Source organism: Limnohabitans sp. 2KL-3, assembly GCF_001269405.1.
Classification (GTDB): Bacteria; Pseudomonadota; Gammaproteobacteria; order Burkholderiales; family Burkholderiaceae_C; genus Limnohabitans_A.
Genome location: NZ_CXON01000007.1, coordinates 1 through 18,315 on the forward strand (window position 1 = coordinate 1; position 18,315 = coordinate 18,315).

An 18,315-nucleotide genomic window follows, 5' to 3' on the forward strand; every position below is an offset into this window, starting at 1 on the left:
CGTCCGGCCGATTTGCCTCGKTTTTATCAACCTRAAAAACTGGTCACCACTGTGTGGTGGCCCCCCACCGCCACAAGCGCGCCTGGCCCATCGCCCTCCACAGCGGCTCAACCAGCCAAAAAGGCCCCTTGAACCATGCTGGCCTACATTTTCAAACGCTTGCTGCTGATGATCCCGACCTTGTTCGGGGTGTTGTTGATGACCTTTGTGGTGATCCAGTTTGTGCCCGGCGGCCCAGTCGAGCAAATGGTGTCTCAGCTGCAAGGCCGTGACACAGGCGGGGAGGGCGCAGCCGCAGCGGGCAGCGGCTACCGCGGCCGGCAGGGCGTGGACGCCGCCCGCATTGCCGAAATCAAAACGCTTTACGGCTTTGACAAACCACCCACCGAGCGTTTTTGGATGATGCTCCAGCAGTTTGCGCAGTTCGACTTGGGCAAGAGCTTTTTCTACCCCAAAGACGTCTGGAGCCTCATCAAGGAAAAGTTGCCTGTGTCCATCAGCCTGGGCTTGTGGACGTTTTTCCTGAGTTACATGGTGTCGGTGCCTTTGGGGATCGCCAAGGCGGTGCGGGCGGGCACGCGTTTTGACACGCTCACCAGCTTGCTGGTGCTGGTGGGTTATGCCATTCCGGGTTTTGTGCTGGGCGTGGCCTTGCTGGTGATTTTTGGCGGTCAACTGCAGTGGTTTCCGCTGCGCGGCCTGACCTCGTCCAACTGGGAGCAGCTGAGCTGGGGCGCCAGAGTGGTGGATTATTTGTGGCACATCGCCTTGCCGGTCACGGCCAGTGTGCTCGGCTCGTTTGCCGTCATCACCATGTTGACCAAGAACGCATTTTTGGAAGAAATCCGCAAACAGTATGTGCTGACCGCTCGCGCCAAAGGCCTGAGTGAAAACCGCGTTTTGTACCGCCATGTCATGCGCAACGCCTTGATCCCGCTGGTCACGGGGTTTCCTGCGGCCTTCATCGGCGCTTTTTTCACGGGCTCCTTGCTCATCGAAACCCTGTTCTCGCTCGACGGCCTGGGTTTGCTCAGTTACGAGGCCGTGATCCGGCGCGACTACCCGGTGGTGCTGGGCACTTTGTATTTGTTCACCCTGATCGGTCTGGTCACCAAGCTGATCAGTGACCTGTGTTACCTGTGGGTGGACCCGCGCGTGAAGTTCGACAAATGACCGCAGCCAACACCACCGCACCCCCGCAGCAGATGTCCCCCTCGGCCCGGGCCTGGCAGCGCTTCAGACGCAACCGCTTGGGCTTTGGCAGCCTGCTCATTTTTCTCATCCTGTTTGTCCTTAGCTTGGGGGCCGAATTCTTGTCCAACGACAAGCCTTTGGTGGTGCGTTTTGAGGGGCAATGGTATTTCCCGGTGGTGCAGACCTTGCCTGAAAAAGTGTTCGGGGGGGATTTCGAGACACCCGCCGACTACCTTGACCCCTTTATTCAGCAGCAGTTGCACAAGGGCGACAACTGGGCTTTGCAGGCCTTCAACCCCTACCATCACAGCACGCTCGACTATTTCGCGCCTTTGCCCAACCCGGCCCCGCCCACGGCCCGCAACTGGCTGGGCACCGATGACCGGGGTCGTGATGTCTTGGCACGTTTGCTGTATGGCTTTCGGGTGTCAGTGCTGTTTGCATTGGCGCTCACCTTGTTTGGTGTGGTGCTGGGTGTATTGACCGGCGCGGTGCAGGGCTTTTTTGTGGGCAAGACCGACCTGGTGTTTCAGCGCTTCATCGAAGTCTGGAGCGCCATGCCGGAGTTGTATTTGCTCATCATCTTCTCGGCCGTGTTCGAGCCCAGCGTGGGTTTGCTGCTCTTGCTGCTGGGCCTGTTTGGTTGGATGGGTTTGTCCGACTATGTGCGGGCCGAATTTTTGCGCAACCGGCAGCTTGATTACGTCAAATCGGCGCGTGCGCTGGGCTTGGGCCATTGGCAGATCATGTGGCGGCATGTGCTGCCCAACAGCATGACCCCGGTGGTGACCTTTTTGCCGTTTCGCATGAGCGGCGCCATTTTGGCCCTGACCTCGCTGGACTTTTTGGGCCTGGGCGTGCCACCGGGCACACCGTCTTTGGGCGAGTTGCTGGCCCAAGGCAAAAACAACATCGACGCCTGGTGGATATCGATGTCCACTTTTGTGGTGCTGGTGGTGACCTTGCTGCTCTTGACTTTCATGGGCGACGCCTTGCGCGACGCACTCGACCCGCGAAAGGTGGACGCATGAGCACATCACAAGCTTTGCTCGAACTGAAAGACCTGCGCATCGCCTTTGGCGGGCAGGCGGTGGTGCATGGCGTGAACCTGAGCATCCAGCCCGGCGAGCGGGTGGCTTTGGTGGGCGAGTCGGGGTCGGGCAAATCCGTCACCGCGCTGTCGGTGCTGCGTTTGTTGGAATCTGCTGAGCTGTCGGGCCAGGTGCTGTGGCAAGGCCGGGACTTGCTAAAGCAAACGCCTGCCGAGATGCAACGCATCCGAGGTGATGACATTGCCATGATTTTTCAGGAGCCCATGACGGCGCTCAATCCCCTGATGACGGTAGGGTCGCAAATCTCGGAAGTGCTGCAGCTCAAAAAGCTCTTGAATCGGCGCGATGCCGATTCGCGGGCCGTGCATTTGTTGTCCGAAACCGGGATCGACGACCCGGAGCGCCGTTTTGGGGCTTACCCGCACCAGTTGTCGGGCGGCCAACGCCAACGCGCCATGATGGCCATGGCTCTGGCGTCCGAGCCCAAGCTGCTGCTGGCCGACGAACCCACCACCGCATTGGACGCCAGTTTGCGCCTGCAGATGTTGCAGCTTTTGGCCGATTTGCAGCAAAAAACCGGCATGGCCGTGCTGCTGATCACCCACGATTTGGCCTTGGTGCGCCACTTCGCCGACCGGGTGGCGGTGATGGAAAAAGGCGTGCTTGTGGAGCAGGGGAGTTTGATGGAGGTGTTTTCAAACCCTCAACATCCTTACACCCAAAAACTGCTCGACAGCCGCCCCAGTCGCGATGGATTGGCAGAGGCCCCAATCCCATCCCCCTCGCCATTGTTGCTGGCAAAAGGTCTGCGAGTTCAGTACCCCATGGCCACACCTGGCATTCGCGGTTGGTTCAAGAAACAACATTTCACGGCCTTGCACGGCGCAGATTTCAGCATCCTGCCAGGCACGACATTGGGTGTGATGGGCGAGTCGGGCTCAGGCAAGTCCAGCCTGGCTATGGCGGTTTTGGGTCTGATGCCTTACGGAGGTGAGCTGACATTTGAGGGCAAATCCTGGCAGGGCAGTCCTGGGCGTGACAAAGCTTTGCGTCAAAAGGTTCAGGTTGTTTTTCAAGATCCATTTGGCAGTCTGTCGCCAAGAATGACCGTGGGTGAAATCGTCTCGGAAGGCTTGCGACTGCACCGGCCGCACCTGTCTGAGCCGGAGATTGAGGCGCAAGTCGTGTCTGCTTTGTCTGAAGTGGGTCTGATGACGGCCGATTTTCCAGACTTGCTGAACCGATATCCTCATGCGTTTTCTGGGGGGCAACGCCAACGCATCGCATTGGCGCGTGCTTTGGTGGTGGAGCCAGACTTGCTTGTTTTGGATGAGCCCACAAGTGCCTTGGATGTCACGGTACAAAAGCAAATTTTGAGCTTACTTCAGACATTGCAAAAAAACCGCAGAATCGCTTATTTAATGATTACCCATGACATCGATGTTCTACGGGCCATGGCCCATTGGGTCATGGTGCTCAAAGCGGGGCACATTGTTGAAATGGGGCTTGCCGACAAGGTGTTGAACCAAGCTGCGCACAATTACACCCGCAGTTTGCTGGCCGCCTTCCCTGACGGCTGATGGCTGTACTGGGTATTTTGCCCATCGTTTTCCTTAATAATCACGCACTTAGCGCAATTTTCAGCTAGAATAATGGCTTCACGACCAAACGGGCGGGTTTTCACCGCCCGTTTTTTTTGGGTCTTTCTTTTTTAACGTTGACATTCAGAAGCTCTGTGGCATTGCAGCAAATTGTTCAAGAAACCGTGACCGGCCTGGGCTATGACCTGGTTGAAATTGACCGCACAGCGGGCGGTTTGCTGCGCATCACCATTGATTTCCCTTGGCAACCCGGATCTGAATTGTTCATCAACGTCGAAGACTGTGAAAAAGTCAACCGACAACTTCAGTTTGCGCTCGAAGTCGATGGCGTCACCTACAACCGCCTTGAAGTTTCTTCCCCAGGCATTGATCGTCCCTTGCGCAATGCTCAAGACTTTGAGCGTTTCGTCGGCGAGTTGATTGACATCACTCTGAAAGTGCCTATGGGTGAGAACGCCGCTGGCATGGTCAATCCCACACGCAAAAAATTTCGCGGAACGCTTGAGCGTGACGCCTCAGGTCAAAGCTGGCAAATCGTCTGGAGCGAAGAGCCACCCGTCAAGCCTGGTCAAAAAATCAGCAAAAAACGAATTCCAGCGCCCTTGAATGTGCTGGGTTTTACCTTGGACGAACTGCGCGAGGCGCGTCTTGCACCTGTGGTGGATTTCAAAGGGCGCAAGCCAAAAATTGAAGCCTGACGGATTGGTCGGGTTTTGAATATTTATATCGGGCCTCGTTAAAGGCCTCAGTGGAACAGGAGAGTCGAGTCATGAATCGCGAAATGTTGATGTTGGTTGAGGCCATCTCAAGAGAAAAAAACGTTGAGCGCGACGTGGTTTTTGGGGCCGTGGAAGCCGCTTTGGCACAAGCGACCAAAAAGCTGTACGTCGGTGAAGTGGACATTCGGGTTGCGGTTGATCGTGACAGTGGCAACTACGAGACCTTTCGACGTTGGCACGTGGTGCCCGATGAAGCGGGTTTGCAATTGCCCGAGCAGGAAATTCTGTTGTTCGAAGCCAAAGAACAAATTCCTGACATCGAAGTTGACGAATACATCGAAGAGCCAATTGAGTCGGTTCCAATTGGCCGAATCGGAGCCATGGCGGCCAAGCAAGTCATCTTGCAAAAAATTCGTGACGCAGAACGTGAAATGCTGCTCAATGATTTCATGTCCCGGGGCGAGAAGATTTTTGTCGGCACGGTCAAACGCATGGACAAAGGCGACATCATTTGCGAATCGGGACGCATTGAAGGTCGACTTCGCCGCAGTGAAATGATCCCGAAAGAAAACCTGCGCAGCGGCGATCGTGTGCGGGCCATGATCATGGAAGTGGACCTGACACTGCGCGGCGCCCCCATTTTGTTGTCACGTTCTGCACCCGAGTTCATGATTGAACTTTTCCGTCAAGAAGTGCCAGAAATTGAGCAAGGTTTGCTGGAAATCAAAACTTGCGCACGCGACCCAGGTTCACGCGCCAAGATCGCTGTTTTGTCGCATGACAAACGCGTCGATCCCATCGGCACCTGTGTGGGTGTGCGGGGCACACGTGTGAACGCGGTCACCAACGAATTGGCTGGCGAGCGAGTTGACATTGTGTTGTGGAGCGAAGACCCTGCCCAATTTGTGATTGGTGCTTTGGCTCCGGCCAACGTGCAATCGATCGTTGTTGACGAAGAAAAGCACGCCATGGATGTGGTGGTGGACGAAGAGAACCTCGCCATCGCAATTGGCCGTGGCGGTCAAAACGTCCGTTTGGCTTCTGACCTCACGGGCTGGAAAATCAACATCATGGATGCGGCTGAATCTGCACAAAAGCAGGCCGAAGAGACCACCGGCATCCGTCAATTGTTCATGGAAAAACTGGACGTTGACGAAGAAATTGCCGACATCTTGATCGGTGAAGGTTTCGCCAGTCTCGAAGAAGTGGCGTATGTGCCCATCCAAGAGATGCTGGAAATCGAGAGTTTCGACGAAGACACCATCAACGAGCTGCGCACCCGTGCGAAAGATGCTTTGTTGACCCTTGAAATTGCGCGAGAAGAGAGCGTTGAAGACGTTTCCCAAGATTTGCGCGACCTGCCAGGCTTGACGCCTGAGCTGATTTCTAAGCTGGTTGAAGCGGGTATCCATACCCGTGAAGATTTGGCTGACTTGGCCACCGACGAACTGTCTGACATCACTGCTCAGACTGCTGAAGAGGCGACCGCCCTGATCATGAAAGCCCGCGAACATTGGTTCGCTGGCCAGGCCTGAAGTCTGATGGAGGCTTGAACAAAATTATGTCCAGTACCACTGTTGCCGAGTTCGCCAATGAACTCAAAAAATCTGCCGATGTCCTCCTTGATCAATTGCGATCAGCAGGCGTTGCCAAAAACTCTGTCAGCGATACGCTCAACGATGCTGACAAGCAAAAATTGCTGAGTTATTTGCAAGTCAGTCATGGGACCGTGACCGGTGATCGCAAAAAAATCACGCTGGTCAAAAAATCAACCAGTGAAATCAAACAAGCTGATGCTTCGGGCAAAGCCCGGACGATCCAGGTTGAAGTGCGTAAAAAGCGCACATTGATCAAGCGTGATGATGAACAAACGGCCGAATCATCACCTCAGGAGCCCACTGCGCCCCAAGTTGATCATGCCGATTTGGCCAGACGCGAAGAAGAAGCTCGGCACCAAGCCGAATTGATTCAGCGCCAAGAAGAAGAGCTGGCTGAAAAACGCCGATTGCGCGAAGAGCAAGAAGCCAAGCAAAAGCAAGAACTTGCTGCGCAAGAAGCCAAAGCGCTTGCTGAAGCCAAGGCTTTGGCCGAATCTGTTGCAAAAGCCGCTGCCCAAGCCGCACAGCAAGCAGCTGTTCCCAAGCCTCAACTGAGCCGTCAAGAGCGTGAGCAACTTGCACGTGCAGAAGCGGCCAGCATCAATGCCGCAGCTCAGATTAAGCATGCACCGGCAGCTCCTGCTGTGTCTGCAGAATCCCTGGCAGCCACCAAAGCAGCCCAGCAAGCAGAAATTGCGGCAGCAAAAGCAGCTGAGCAAGCCGAAATCGCAGCGGCCAAAGCCAAATCAGAGCAAGATGCCCGCCAAGCTGCAGCACAAAAAGCGGCTGCAGACTCCAAGGCCAAGGCCGATGAGGAAACAGCACGCGCTTTGGACCTGGATTCACGTCGTCGCAAAGCATTGGCCGAAGCCGAAGCCATTCGAAACATGATGAACGCACCCAAACGGGTGTTGGTCGCCAAGAAAGAAGAGCCCAAAGTCGAGCCCAAAGCCGCGGTGAAAGGGACTTTGCACAAACCAGCCGGGACGCCCGCTGCTGGGGCTCGTCAAGCAGCCGCACCCGCTTCTGCGCCTGCAGCGCCCGCTGGTGGAAACAAAGAAGTCAAATCTGCCAAGTTGTCTTCCAGCTGGGCTGGAGATCCGGCCAAGAAAAAAGCCATTCCAACACGTGGTGATACCAGTGGTGGTGTGGGTCGCAACAATTGGCGTACCGGTCCCCGTGGCCGTCGAGGCAACGAACGCGACCGTGATGAAGGTCACAACCAGCAAGCAACCGTTGAAGTGCGCGTGTTGGAAGTTCACGTGCCAGAGACCATTACGGTGGCTGAATTGGCCCACAAAATGGCCATCAAGGCGTCCGAGGTCATCAAACATTTGATGAAGCTCGGTCAGATGGCCACCATGAACCAGCCCTTGGACCAGGATACCGCCATGATCGTGGTGGAAGAAATGGGCCACAAAGCCGTGATCGCCGCACTGGACGATCCAGAAGCGTTCACAGACGATGAGGTGCTGGATCAGCATGCCGAATCCCTGCCCCGGGCCCCTGTGGTCACGGTCATGGGTCACGTTGACCACGGTAAAACATCGCTGCTCGATTACATCCGACGCGCTAAAGTGGCTTCGGGCGAAGCCGGTGGCATCACGCAGCACATTGGTGCTTACCACGTCGAAACACCTCGCGGCATGATCTCTTTCTTGGACACTCCGGGTCACGAGGCTTTCACGGCCATGCGTGCCCGTGGTGCACAAGCGACCGACATTGTCATTTTGGTGGTGGCCGGTGATGACGGTGTCATGCCCCAAACCAAAGAAGCGATCAAGCACGCCAAAGCAGCTGGCGTGCCCATCGTGGTCGCCATCAACAAGATGGACAAGCCCGATTCCAACATCGAGCGTGTTCGTGCAGAACTGATTGCCGAGGAGGTGGTTCCCGAAGAGTTTGGTGGCGATTCTCCTTTTGTGTCGGTGTCTGCCAAAACGGGCATGGGCATTGATGACTTGCTCGAACAAGTTTTGTTGCAAGCAGAGGTGCTTGAACTCAAGGCTCCCGTTCAAGCTGCAGCCAAAGGTTTGGTGATCGAAGCGCGTCTGGACAAGGGCCGTGGGCCTGTGGCCACCATCTTGGTTCAATCCGGAACATTGAACACCGGTGACGTGGTGTTGGCTGGACAGACTTTTGGTCGCGTTCGTGCCATGCTGGACGAAAACGGCGCGACCATCAAGTCCGCGGGTCCATCGATTCCTGTTGAAATTCAAGGCCTGACGGAAGTACCCCAAGCAGGTGACGAATTCATGGTCATGAGCGACGAACGCCGTGCCCGCGAAATTGCCACTTACCGTGCGGGCAAATTCCGTAACACCAAGTTGGCCAAGCAACAAGCCGCCAAGCTCGAAAACATGTTCACCGACATGTCGGCTGGCGAAGTCAAGATGCTGCCCATCATCATCAAGGCCGATGTACAAGGTTCGCAAGAAGCCCTCGGTGCCTCTTTGCTCAAGCTGTCCAACGAAGAAGTCAAAGTCCAACTGGTTTACTCCGGTGTGGGTGGTATCAGTGAATCAGACATCAACTTGGCCATCGCGTCCAAGGCGATTGTGATTGGCTTCAACGTGCGAGCCGATGCGGGAGCCCGTAAAACTGCCGAAGGCAATGGCGTTGACATTCATTACTACAACATCATTTATGACGCTGTGGATGAACTCAAGGCCGCCATGTCCGGCATGTTGGCACCCGAGCAGCGAGAAGAAATCATGGGCATGGCCGAAATCCGGACCGTGTTTGTGGCGTCCAAAATTGGCACGGTGGCAGGTTGTATGGTCACCTCGGGTCAAGTCACCCGCAGCGCCAAGTTCCGCTTGTTGCGTGACAACGTGGTCATCTACACCGGTGAACTCGATTCGCTCAAGCGCCTCAAGGACGACGTTCGCGAAGTCAAGGAAGGTTTCGAGTGCGGTATCAAACTCAAAAACTACAACGACATCAGAGAAGGCGATTACCTCGAATTCTTCGATGTCAAGGAAATTGCGAGAACGCTGTAAATGGCGCGTAAAAAGCAGTCCTCTGTTCCCAATCGCGGGTTTCGCGTGGCCGACCAGATCCAGCGTGATCTGGCCGAGTTGATCTCGCGCGAGTTGAAAGACCCGCGTGTGGGCATGATCACCATCAACACGATCGAGGTCACGCCAGACTACGCCCATGCCAAGGTCTATTTCAGTGTGTTGACAGGTCAACCCGAAGACGCCACTGAAGGTTTGAATGCGGCCGCAGGATTTCTGCGAAATGGTTTGTTCAAACGCTTGCACATTCACACTGTGCCGACCTTGCATTTTTTGTTTGATCGCACCACTGAGCGTGCGTCGGACATGAACGCATTGATCGCCAAGGCTGTGTCGTCTCGCGCCCAGGAGGACTGAGCATGAACACGCCACGCACACGGGTGCAACGGCGCCCTGTGCATGGGGTGCTTTTGCTCGACAAACCTTTGGGACTTTCCAGTAACCAGGCTTTGCAAAAGGCCAAGTGGTTGCTTCGTGCTGAAAAAGCAGGACATACCGGAACCCTGGACCCCCTGGCCACAGGTGTTTTACCCCTGTGTTTTGGGGCTGCCACCAAATTCAGTCAACAGCATTTGAACGCTGACAAAACCTACGAAACCACCGTGAGACTCGGTTTGAAAACCAGCACGGGCGATGCCGAAGGGGATGTGATCTCTGTACGCGAAGTGTCATGTACAGCGGGTACAGTGGTTGAAGTTTTGGATCGTTTCATGGGGCCTATCAGTCAAGTGCCTCCGATGTACAGTGCCTTGAAGAAAGACGGCAAGGCCCTGTATGAATATGCCCGGGAAGGTGAAACCGTGGAGCGCGAAGCGCGAAACGTGGTGATCCATGATCTGGATCTGCTGGACATGCAGCTTCATGGCGATGCGCCTTATTTGCGATTGCGTGTTCGCTGCAGCAAAGGCACCTACATCCGAACCTTGGGTGAAGACATTGCAGAGGCTCTGGGTTGTGGTGGCCATTTGAGCGCTCTGCGCCGTGTGGTCACTGGACCTTTTGATGAAGCCCAGTGTGTGACCTTGTCCGCACTCGAGAGCATGAATGAATCCCAGCGCCTGGCGGCTTTGCAGCCGGTCGATGTGCTGCTGCCGGACTACACCCCGGTCAGCTTGGACAGCGAAAATGCCGGGAAATTTTTGAGCGGGGTGCGCAGACGCGGCCCTTGGGTTGATTGTGATCAAGTCGTGGTGTATGGAGAGCATCCTCGTGCCTTGCTGGGAACAGCACATGTGCATGGCGGCGAGTTGATTCCGGGTCGATTGTTGAGCCCGATCGAAATTCAACAGATTTTGGAAAAATCACCTGTCAACGCGCCATTGCTGGCCGAGCAGGTTTAAAGGAAGAGAAAGCATGAGCAAGCAAATTCGCAACATCGCCATCATCGCGCACGTTGACCACGGTAAAACCACCATGGTGGACCAACTGCTGCGTCAGTCTGGTACCTTTGCCGATCACGAAAAAATCGTGGACACCGTGATGGACAACAATGCCATCGAACGTGAGCGCGGCATCACCATTTTGGCCAAAAACTGCGCTGTGAGCTGGGAAGGCACCCACATCAACATCGTGGACACCCCCGGTCACGCGGACTTCGGTGGCGAAGTCGAACGCGCTTTGTCCATGGTCGATGGTGTGGTCTTGTTGATCGATGCCCAAGAAGGCCCTATGCCACAGACCCGCTTCGTGACCAAAAAAGCTTTGGCCTTGGGCCTCAAGCCCATCGTCGTGGTGAACAAGGTTGACAAGCCCGGTGCCAACCCCGACAAAGTGGTGAACGCCGCATTTGACCTGTTTGACAAACTCGGTGCGAACGACGAGCAACTGGACTTCCCCGTGGTGTACGCCTCCGGTATCAACGGCTGGACATCGCTCGAAGAGGGCGCGCCTGGTGAGCAGTGGGGCCCCGACATGTCGGCCTTGTTCAACACTGTGCTGAAACACGTTCCACCGCAAAAGGGTGATCCTGCAGCACCTTTGCAGCTGCAAATTTCTGCCCTCGACTTCTCGACTTTCGTTGGCCGCATCGGCGTGGGCCGCATCAGCCAAGGCACGATCAAGCCGCAAATGGATGTGGTCGTCATGGAAGGCCCGGACGGAAAAGCCATCAAAGGTCGCGTCAACCAGGTGCTGAAGTTCCAAGGTTTGGACCGTGTACAAGTGACCGAAGCCGGTCCTGGTGACATCGTTTTGATCAACGGCATTGCCGACCTGAACATTGGCGTCACTGTGACCGACAACGCCAACCCAGCACCTTTGCCCATGCTGAAAGTGGACGAGCCCACGCTGACCATGAACTTCTGCGTGAACACCTCGCCATTGGCCGGTCGTGAAGGCAAGTTCGTCACCAGCCGCCAAATCTGGGACCGTCTGCAAAAAGAGTTGCAACACAACGTGGCTTTGCGCGTCAAGGAAACCGATGAAGAAGGTATCTTTGAAGTCATGGGCCGTGGTGAATTGCACCTGACCATCTTGCTGGAAAACATGCGCCGTGAAGGCTACGAGATGGCGGTTTCCAAGCCTCGCGTGGTGTTCCGTGACATCAATGGTGAGCGTCATGAGCCCATCGAGCTGGTCACGGCTGACATCGAAGAAACCCACCAGGGCGGCGTGATGCAAGCCTTGGGCGAGCGCAAAGGCGAACTGGTCAACATGGAACCCGATGGCCGTGGTCGTGTCCGTTTGGAATACCGCATTCCAGCCCGTGGTTTGATCGGTTTCACCAACGAATTTCTGAACTTGACCCGTGGTTCCGGCCTGATTTCGAACATCTTCGACAGCTACGAGCCGCACAAGGGTGACATTGGTGGCCGTAAAAACGGTGTGTTGATCTCCATGGACGACGGTGAAATTTTCACCTACGCCCTGGGCAAGCTGGACGACCGCGGTCGCATGTTCGTCAAGGCGAACGATCCCGTGTACGAAGGCATGATTGTGGGCATCCACAGCCGTGACAACGACCTGGTGGTCAACGCTACACGTACCAAGCAGCTGACCAACTTCCGCGTGTCCGGCAAAGAAGACGCGATCAAGATCACGCCTCCGATCGACCTGACACTGGAATACGGCGTCGAGTTCATCGAGGACGACGAGTTGGTCGAGATCACGCCCAAGAGCGTGCGACTGCGCAAGCGCTTCCTCAAGGAAAGCGACCGCAAGCGCAACAAGTGATCGGCTGATCGATCATGCGCATGAGTCACAGCTTGGCTGTCTGGACCATGGTGGGCTGCACCGCCTTGTGGTCCATCGCAGGTGTGGTGACACGGCACTTGGAAGAGGCACGAAGCTTTGAAGTGACCTTCTGGCGAAGCTTCTTCACGGTGGTGTCTTTGCTGATCATCCTGCCTGTTTGGCAGGGGTGGGGCGTCTGGGCTCGAGTGCCTTGGCGCAACCGATACTTCTGGCTTTCTGGCCTTTGCTGGAGTGTCATGTTCACCGCCTTCATGGTGGCCTTGACCTTGACCGCCGTGGCCAATGTGCTGATCACCATGGCCGCCGGGCCCTTGCTCACGGCCTTGTTCACCCGGGTTTTTTTGCGCCATCAATTGCCCTTGCGCACTTGGGTGGCCATTGTGCTGGCTGGCGTGGGCATTGGATGGATGTATGGTTCGCAGCTCAGTTTAGGTGACCCCAACTTCCTGATCGGGTCTTTGGTCGCCTTGTGTGTACCCATTGCCGGTGCCGTTCAGTGGACACTGGCACAAAAGAGCCAAAACGAGGGGCACAGCCTGGATTTGGTCCCTTCGGTGTTGCTGGGAGCCCTGTTCTCAACACTGCTCACTTTGCCTTTGGCCATGCCTTTTCAGGCGTCGGTCCATGATGTGTCTTTGTTGGCGATGCTGGGATTGTTTCAGTTGGCCATTCCCTGCGTTGTCTCGGTCGTTTGTGTTCGCGTACTCAAAGCCCCTGAAGCGTCCTTGCTTTGCTTGCTGGAAATTGTCTTTGGCATTGCCTTGGCATGGTGGGGGGCCAACGAAGCCCCGCAAATGAGCGTATTGTTGGGCGGGTCCCTGGTTTTGGGGGCTTTGCTCATGAACCAATGGTTAGGTTGGAGACAAAACAATGTCTGATGTCATTGCACAAATTGAAGGCCGTATCGGCTGCATCACCCTCAACCGGCCCAAGGCACTGAATGCCCTGTCCCTTGATATGGTGCGGTCCATCACCCAGGCATTGCTCGACTGGAAAGTCAATTCGCAAGTCTTGGCTGTGGCGGTGCGAGGCACTGGCAAAGAAGGGCCTTTTGGGGCATTTTGTGCAGGTGGCGACATCCGGTTTTTTCACCAAGCAGCCACGGCAGGCGATGCGTCATTGGGTGATTTCTTCACTGAAGAGTACCGCCTCAACCACCTGATTCACACCTACAACAAGCCCTACATTGCCTTCATGGATGGCATTGTCATGGGGGGCGGCATGGGCATCAGTCAGGGTGCCAGCGTGCGAGTGGTCACCGAACGCACCAAGATGGCCATGCCTGAAACCCACATCGGATTGTTTCCGGATGTGGGCGGCGGTTATTTCCTCAGCCGTTGCCCTGGCCGTCTGGGCGAGTACCTGGGCCTGACGGGCCAAATGCTCAATGGCGCACAAGCCGTGGCCGCCAAATTGGCCGACATCGCGCTGCCCAGCGGCATGCTCGAGCCCATCTGGCAAACCTTGATCAGCAGCCCCTTTGAAAATGCCGAATCGGTGGAGCGCTGGGTCTTGGCCCAAGCAGGTGCGATGACGCCCGAAAAGCTCACCCCTCAGCCTCAAATTGACGACGTGTTTGGTTTGCCTACCGTCGCCGACATGTTGACCCGGTTGGAATCGGCATCCGATGAATGGAGCCAGAAAACGGCTGACACCTTGCGGCATCGATCCCCCTTGATGTTGCATGTGGTGCTTGAGCAAATTCGCCGGGCCCGCCAAATGAGTTTGGCTGATGACCTGCGCATGGAGCGGGACATGGTTCACCACTGTTTTCACCTGCGGCCCGTGGCCGACAGCGAGACAGTGGAAGGCATCCGCGCCTTGGCCGTCGACAAGGACCATCACCCACAATGGAAACCGGCCCGTGTGGAAGATGTGGATCTGTCTGAAGCGGCGCGGTTTTTTGTCAGCCCTTGGCCCTCCGACCACCACCCATTGCGCGACTTGAGTTGATTTTGCAGGTCGGTGCTTTCAGCCCCGACAATTTGTGCATGGCCCCTGTTTCGGGGCTCAAGCCTCAGACCGTCAAGCAAAATCTTGGGATGCGAGTCTCAACGGTCGCGGTGGCGGCTTTTCATGGCACGTTCGACTTCGCGCTTGCCTTCACGGTCCTTGATGGTGTCGCGTTTGTCGTGCTCGGCCTTGCCCTTGGCCAGCGCGATGTCGCATTTCACCTTGCCTGATTTCCAGTGCAAATTGATCGGCACGAGGGTGTAACCTTTTTGCTCGATCTTGCCGATCAGCCGCTTGATCTCTTCCTTGTTCAGCAGCAATTTGCGCGTGCGTGCGGCCTCGGGGTTGATGTGGGTGGATGCGGTTTTGAGCGGGTTGATCAAGCAGCCGATGATGAACAATTCGCCATTGCGGATCACCACATAACCGTCTGTGAGCTGCACCTTGCCTTCGCGAATGGCCTTGACTTCCCAGCCCTCCAGCACCATGCCGGCCTCGTAGCGCTCTTCAAAAAAATAGTCAAAAGACGCTTTTTTGTTCTCGGCGATTTTGGCAAAAACAGGGGCAGAAGGGGACTTTTTGGGTGTGGCCATGGTCAACAGATGGGGCCGCAAGGCCGTTCGCAAGGGATTGCAGCAAGCTCGCAAGCAAATCGGCGGGATGAAAAAACTACAATCCACGCACTCCGAGCATTGTATGAAGAATATCCACAAGTCCGTCCTCATCTGGTTCAGCCCCGATGAAATGTTTCGCCTGGTCACCGATGTGGCTCGTTACCCCGAGTTTTTGCCATGGTGCGACCAAGCACGGGTACTCGAAACCGATGACCAAGGCATGTTGGCCGAAGTCGGCATCAGCCTGGGCGGCATCAAGCAAAGTTTCACCACACGCAACACGCACGAGGCGGGCCGTTCTGTGGGCATGAATTTGGTCAAAGGGCCGTTTTCCAATCTCAGTGGTGTCTGGCGTTTCAGCCCCGTGGGCGATGGCACACAGCGAGCCTGCAAAGTCGAACTGGATTTGCAGTACGGCTTTTCCAGCTCCACGTTGGCTGCACTGGTCGGCCCGGTTTTTGACAAGATAGCCGCCAGCTTGGTCGATGCCTTTGTCAAACGTGCCGAGGCGGTGTATGAGTGACGCACCTACGCCGTGCGTGCAAGTTCTGGTGTGCTGGAGTTTGCTGCCCCGGCAAGTGATTGAGCACCCCCTGAGCGTGCCTGCTGCTTGCTCGGTTCAATCGGTGTTGGCCCAATTGATGACCGTCAATTTACCCTCACTGAACGACGAGGCCAAGGCTCGTTTGCCTTTTTTGCAGCCTGGCATATGGGGGCGAAAAGTGTCTTGGGATCAGACCATTGAGGCGGGCGACCGCATCGAGCTGTACCGTGACCTTCAAGTTGACCCCAAAGTGGCCCGGCGTCAACGCTTCAAACGGCAGGGCAAAGGTCGGACTGGACTGTTTGCCAACCGCAAAAGCGGCGTGGCTGCGGGTTATTGAAAGCGCACATGCAAGCCCTCTTGAATGCCATTGCCCAAAGCCACAACACCCCACATGCGCAACGCGTTTTTCATGGCCGTGGCGGCTTGTTTCCAGACTGTGAACAGTGGACGCTGGACTGGTTTGCACCCGTTTGGGTCTTGACCAGCTTCAAAGCGGTCAGTGATCACGAATTGGCATGCTGCCACGACGCCTTGGCGCAACGTTGGCAGACCTTGGCTCCCGATCAGCCTTTGAATTGGGTTTTTCAATGCCGCGCGACAGGGCAAGCCGAAACTCGCCTCATGTCGGGCAGCGTGCCTGAAACACATGTGGTGACAGAGCAGGATGCACAGTATTTGGTGCATGTGATGCGTGGACAAAACCATGGCCTGTTTTTGGACATGGCCAAGGGGCGCGAATGGCTGAAGAACCACGCCAAGCACGAAAACATCTTGAATTTATTTGCCTACACTTGCGCGTTTTCGGTCGTCGCCTTGCAAGGCGGTGCAGCGCAGGTGGTCAATGTCGACATGAGCCAAGCTGCGTTGTCTGTCGGACAGCAAAACCATCGCTTGAACAACTTGCCTGCCAAAGCCCGTTTTTTGGGCCATGACATCTTCAAGACTTGGGGGAAGATCAAAAAAATGGGGCCTTACGGTGTGATCGTGATCGACCCGCCCAGCTACCAAAAGGGCAGCTTCATTGCCACCAAGGATTACGTCAAGTTGATCCGTCGCCTGCCCGAATTGCTTGAGCCACAGGGCCATGTTTTGCTGTGCCTGAACGCGCCCGAGTTGGACACGCAGTTTTTACACAGCCAAGTTGCCCAAGCTGCGCCCAACTTGCGCTTTGTCGAGCGTTTGGATAACCCCGAGGTTTTTGCCGACATTGACCCGGAAAAGTCTCTCAAAGTGCTGCATTACCAGAACGCCTGAGCTGAACCCAGGCTCGAAAAAACGCCGAATTCAGCCGCACAGCCAGGGAAATCCCTTGGCTCGCGCGGGTACAATCGATTTTTTGGAGCCTTAGCTTATGCGCCTACTCGGTAAAGCCCTGACTTTTGACGACGTTCTCCTCGTCCCCGCTTACTCCCAAGTCCTGCCCAAGGACACGTCCCTTGCGACGCAATTCACCCGCAACATCCGCCTGAACCTGCCCCTGGTGTCCGCTGCCATGGACACCGTCACCGAAGCGCGCTTGGCCATCGCCATTGCCCAAGAAGGCGGCATTGGCATCGTGCACAAAAACCTCACTGCGCAAGAGCAAGCTGCCCAAGTGGCCAAGGTCAAGCGCTACGAATCGGGCGTGTTGCGCGACCCGGTCGTGATCACACCCGACACCACCGTGCGCCAGGTCATGGCCTTGAGCGATGAACTGGGCGTATCGGGCTTTCCCGTTTGTGACGGTCGCCAAGTGGTGGGCATTGTGACTGGCCGCGACTTGCGCTTTGAAACCCGCTACGACCAAAAAGTCAGCGAGATCATGACGCCGCGCGAACGCCTGATCACCGTGCCCGAAGGCACCACCCCCGAGCAGGCCAAACATCTGCTCAACAAACACAAACTCGAACGATTGCTGGTCATCAACGACGCCTTTGAACTCAAAGGCCTGATCACCGTCAAAGACATCACCAAACAGCTGAACTTTCCCAATGCAGCACGCGACGCCGCAGGCAAATTGCGTGTGGGCGCGGCCGTGGGTGTGGGTGAGGGCACCGAAGAACGCGTGGAGGCGCTGTCCCGTGCAGGCGTGGACGCCATCGTGGTGGACACCGCACACGGCCACAGCAAAGGCGTGCTCGACCGCGTGCGCTGGGTCAAGCAAAACTACCCGCACATCGAAGTCATTGGCGGCAACATTGCCACCGGCGCAGCGGCTTTGGCCTTGGTCGAGGCGGGCGCGGACGGTGTCAAGGTCGGCATCGGCCCCGGATCGATTTGCACCACCCGCATCGTGGCGGGCGTGGGCGTGCCGCAAATCATGGCGGTGGACAGTGTGGCCACGGCCCTCAAAGGCACGGGCGTGCCCCTGATCGCTGACGGCGGTATCCGCTACAGCGGTGACATTGCCAAGGCCATCGCCGCAGGTGCGGGCACGGTGATGATGGGCGGCATGTTCGCGGGCACCGAAGAAGCGCCAGGCGAAGTGATTTTGTTCCAAGGCCGCAGCTATAAGAGCTACCGTGGCATGGGCTCGATTGGAGCCATGCAGCAAGGCAGTGCTGACCGCTACTTCCAGGAGTCCAGCACTGGCAACCCCAATGCCGACAAACTGGTGCCCGAAGGCATCGAAGGCCGTGTGCCCTACAAAGGCTCGGTCGTGGCCATCATTTACCAAATGGCGGGTGGCTTGCGGGCCAGCATGGGTTACTGCGGCTGCGCGACCATCGAGGCCATGCACAACGAATCGCAGTTTGTCGAAATCACCGCTGCGGGCATCCGTGAAAGCCATGTCCATGACGTGCAGATCACCAAGGAAGCCCCGAACTACCGGGCTGAGTAAAATC

Annotated in this window: 16 protein-coding genes; 15 read left to right on the forward strand and 1 reads right to left on the reverse strand. The window is 56.3% G+C overall.

Going from position 1 to position 18,315, the window contains the following annotated elements; translation table 11 throughout:
• Positions 1-135 precede the first annotated feature (135 nt).
• The 11 genes from AMM41_RS10870 (at position 136) to AMM41_RS10920 (ending at position 14,329) form a co-directional block, all read left to right on the forward strand.
• Complete coding sequence (locus AMM41_RS10870; protein ID WP_089957575.1) at positions 136-1,173, forward strand: microcin C ABC transporter permease YejB; 1,038 nt, start codon at positions 136-138, stop codon at positions 1,171-1,173.
• Positions 1,170-2,225 (forward strand): ABC transporter permease, encoded by a 1,056-nt coding sequence (locus tag AMM41_RS10875; protein WP_089957578.1) that lies wholly within the window; start codon positions 1,170-1,172, stop codon positions 2,223-2,225. Before AMM41_RS10870 ends, AMM41_RS10875 begins: the two co-directional genes overlap by 4 nt.
• Complete coding sequence (locus AMM41_RS10880) at positions 2,222-3,826, forward strand: ABC transporter ATP-binding protein (protein ID WP_089957581.1); 1,605 nt, start codon at positions 2,222-2,224, stop codon at positions 3,824-3,826. The genes AMM41_RS10875 and AMM41_RS10880 overlap by 4 nt, the downstream gene beginning before the upstream one ends.
• Positions 3,827-3,981: 155 nt before the next feature.
• Positions 3,982-4,545 carry a ribosome maturation factor RimP gene (gene rimP, locus AMM41_RS10885; protein WP_089957584.1) on the forward strand — a complete coding sequence of 188 codons (564 nt, stop codon included), beginning with the start codon at positions 3,982-3,984 and terminating at the stop codon, positions 4,543-4,545.
• Between the two features lie 71 nt (positions 4,546-4,616).
• Entirely contained in the window at positions 4,617-6,101 is a 1,485-nt protein-coding gene (gene nusA, locus AMM41_RS10890) for a transcription termination factor NusA (protein ID WP_089957588.1), read from the forward strand.
• Positions 6,102-6,127: 26 nt separating this feature from the next.
• Complete coding sequence (gene infB / locus AMM41_RS10895; RefSeq protein ID WP_089957590.1) at positions 6,128-9,166, forward strand: translation initiation factor IF-2; 3,039 nt, start codon at positions 6,128-6,130, stop codon at positions 9,164-9,166.
• On the forward strand, positions 9,167-9,541 hold the full coding sequence (gene rbfA / locus AMM41_RS10900; protein WP_089957593.1) for a 30S ribosome-binding factor RbfA: 375 nt from the start codon (positions 9,167-9,169) through the stop codon (positions 9,539-9,541).
• A 2-nt stretch (positions 9,542-9,543) separates the two neighbouring features.
• Complete coding sequence (gene truB / locus AMM41_RS10905) at positions 9,544-10,524, forward strand: tRNA pseudouridine(55) synthase TruB (protein WP_089957594.1); 981 nt, start codon at positions 9,544-9,546, stop codon at positions 10,522-10,524.
• Positions 10,525-10,537: 13 nt separating this feature from the next.
• Positions 10,538-12,355, forward strand: coding sequence for a translational GTPase TypA (gene typA / locus AMM41_RS10910; RefSeq protein WP_089957597.1), 1,818 nt, complete (start codon positions 10,538-10,540; stop codon positions 12,353-12,355).
• A 14-nt stretch (positions 12,356-12,369) separates the two neighbouring features.
• Positions 12,370-13,254 (forward strand): DMT family transporter, encoded by an 885-nt coding sequence (locus AMM41_RS10915; RefSeq protein WP_089957600.1) that lies wholly within the window; start codon positions 12,370-12,372, stop codon positions 13,252-13,254.
• Positions 13,247-14,329 (forward strand): enoyl-CoA hydratase/isomerase family protein, encoded by a 1,083-nt coding sequence (locus AMM41_RS10920; RefSeq protein WP_089957603.1) that lies wholly within the window; start codon positions 13,247-13,249, stop codon positions 14,327-14,329. Before AMM41_RS10915 ends, AMM41_RS10920 begins: the two co-directional genes overlap by 8 nt.
• A 98-nt stretch (positions 14,330-14,427) precedes the next feature.
• Here the strand turns inward: AMM41_RS10920 and smpB are convergent, their stop codons facing one another.
• A complete protein-coding gene (gene smpB / locus AMM41_RS10925; protein WP_089957606.1) occupies positions 14,428-14,922 on the reverse strand; it encodes an SsrA-binding protein SmpB in 495 nt (164 codons plus the stop codon).
• 103 nt (positions 14,923-15,025) lie between these two features.
• Here smpB and AMM41_RS10930 point away from each other — a divergent pair, with 103 nt between their 5' ends.
• The 4 genes from AMM41_RS10930 (at position 15,026) to guaB (ending at position 18,311) form a co-directional block, all read left to right on the forward strand.
• Complete coding sequence (locus tag AMM41_RS10930) at positions 15,026-15,466, forward strand: type II toxin-antitoxin system RatA family toxin (protein WP_089958006.1); 441 nt, start codon at positions 15,026-15,028, stop codon at positions 15,464-15,466.
• Entirely contained in the window at positions 15,459-15,827 is a 369-nt protein-coding gene (locus tag AMM41_RS10935) for an RnfH family protein (protein WP_089957609.1), read from the forward strand. Before AMM41_RS10930 ends, AMM41_RS10935 begins: the two co-directional genes overlap by 8 nt.
• Before the next feature lie 8 nt (positions 15,828-15,835).
• Positions 15,836-16,744: a class I SAM-dependent methyltransferase gene (locus AMM41_RS10940; RefSeq protein WP_089957612.1), complete on the forward strand. Its 909-nt coding sequence runs from the start codon at positions 15,836-15,838 to the stop codon at positions 16,742-16,744.
• A gap of 97 nt (positions 16,745-16,841) precedes the next feature.
• Complete coding sequence (gene guaB / locus AMM41_RS10945; RefSeq protein ID WP_089957616.1) at positions 16,842-18,311, forward strand: IMP dehydrogenase; 1,470 nt, start codon at positions 16,842-16,844, stop codon at positions 18,309-18,311.
• Positions 18,312-18,315 lie beyond the last annotated feature (4 nt).

Coding starts and splice junctions, on each gene's coding strand:
- AMM41_RS10870 (WP_089957575.1), top strand. CDS start 136: ATGCTGGCCTACATTTTCAAACGCTTGCTGCTGATGATCCCGACCTTG.
- AMM41_RS10875 (WP_089957578.1), top strand. CDS start 1,170: ATGACCGCAGCCAACACCACCGCACCCCCGCAGCAGATGTCCCCCTCG.
- AMM41_RS10880 (WP_089957581.1), top strand. CDS start 2,222: ATGAGCACATCACAAGCTTTGCTCGAACTGAAAGACCTGCGCATCGCC.
- nusA (WP_089957588.1), top strand. CDS start 4,617: ATGAATCGCGAAATGTTGATGTTGGTTGAGGCCATCTCAAGAGAAAAA.
- infB (WP_089957590.1), top strand. CDS start 6,128: ATGTCCAGTACCACTGTTGCCGAGTTCGCCAATGAACTCAAAAAATCT.
- rbfA (WP_089957593.1), top strand. CDS start 9,167: ATGGCGCGTAAAAAGCAGTCCTCTGTTCCCAATCGCGGGTTTCGCGTG.
- truB (WP_089957594.1), top strand. CDS start 9,544: ATGAACACGCCACGCACACGGGTGCAACGGCGCCCTGTGCATGGGGTG.
- typA (WP_089957597.1), top strand. CDS start 10,538: ATGAGCAAGCAAATTCGCAACATCGCCATCATCGCGCACGTTGACCAC.
- AMM41_RS10915 (WP_089957600.1), top strand. CDS start 12,370: ATGCGCATGAGTCACAGCTTGGCTGTCTGGACCATGGTGGGCTGCACC.
- AMM41_RS10920 (WP_089957603.1), top strand. CDS start 13,247: ATGTCTGATGTCATTGCACAAATTGAAGGCCGTATCGGCTGCATCACC.
- smpB (WP_089957606.1), bottom strand. CDS start 14,922: ATGGCCACACCCAAAAAGTCCCCTTCTGCCCCTGTTTTTGCCAAAATC.
- AMM41_RS10930 (WP_089958006.1), top strand. CDS start 15,026: ATGAAGAATATCCACAAGTCCGTCCTCATCTGGTTCAGCCCCGATGAA.
- AMM41_RS10935 (WP_089957609.1), top strand. CDS start 15,459: ATGAGTGACGCACCTACGCCGTGCGTGCAAGTTCTGGTGTGCTGGAGT.
- AMM41_RS10940 (WP_089957612.1), top strand. CDS start 15,836: ATGCAAGCCCTCTTGAATGCCATTGCCCAAAGCCACAACACCCCACAT.
- guaB (WP_089957616.1), top strand. CDS start 16,842: ATGCGCCTACTCGGTAAAGCCCTGACTTTTGACGACGTTCTCCTCGTC.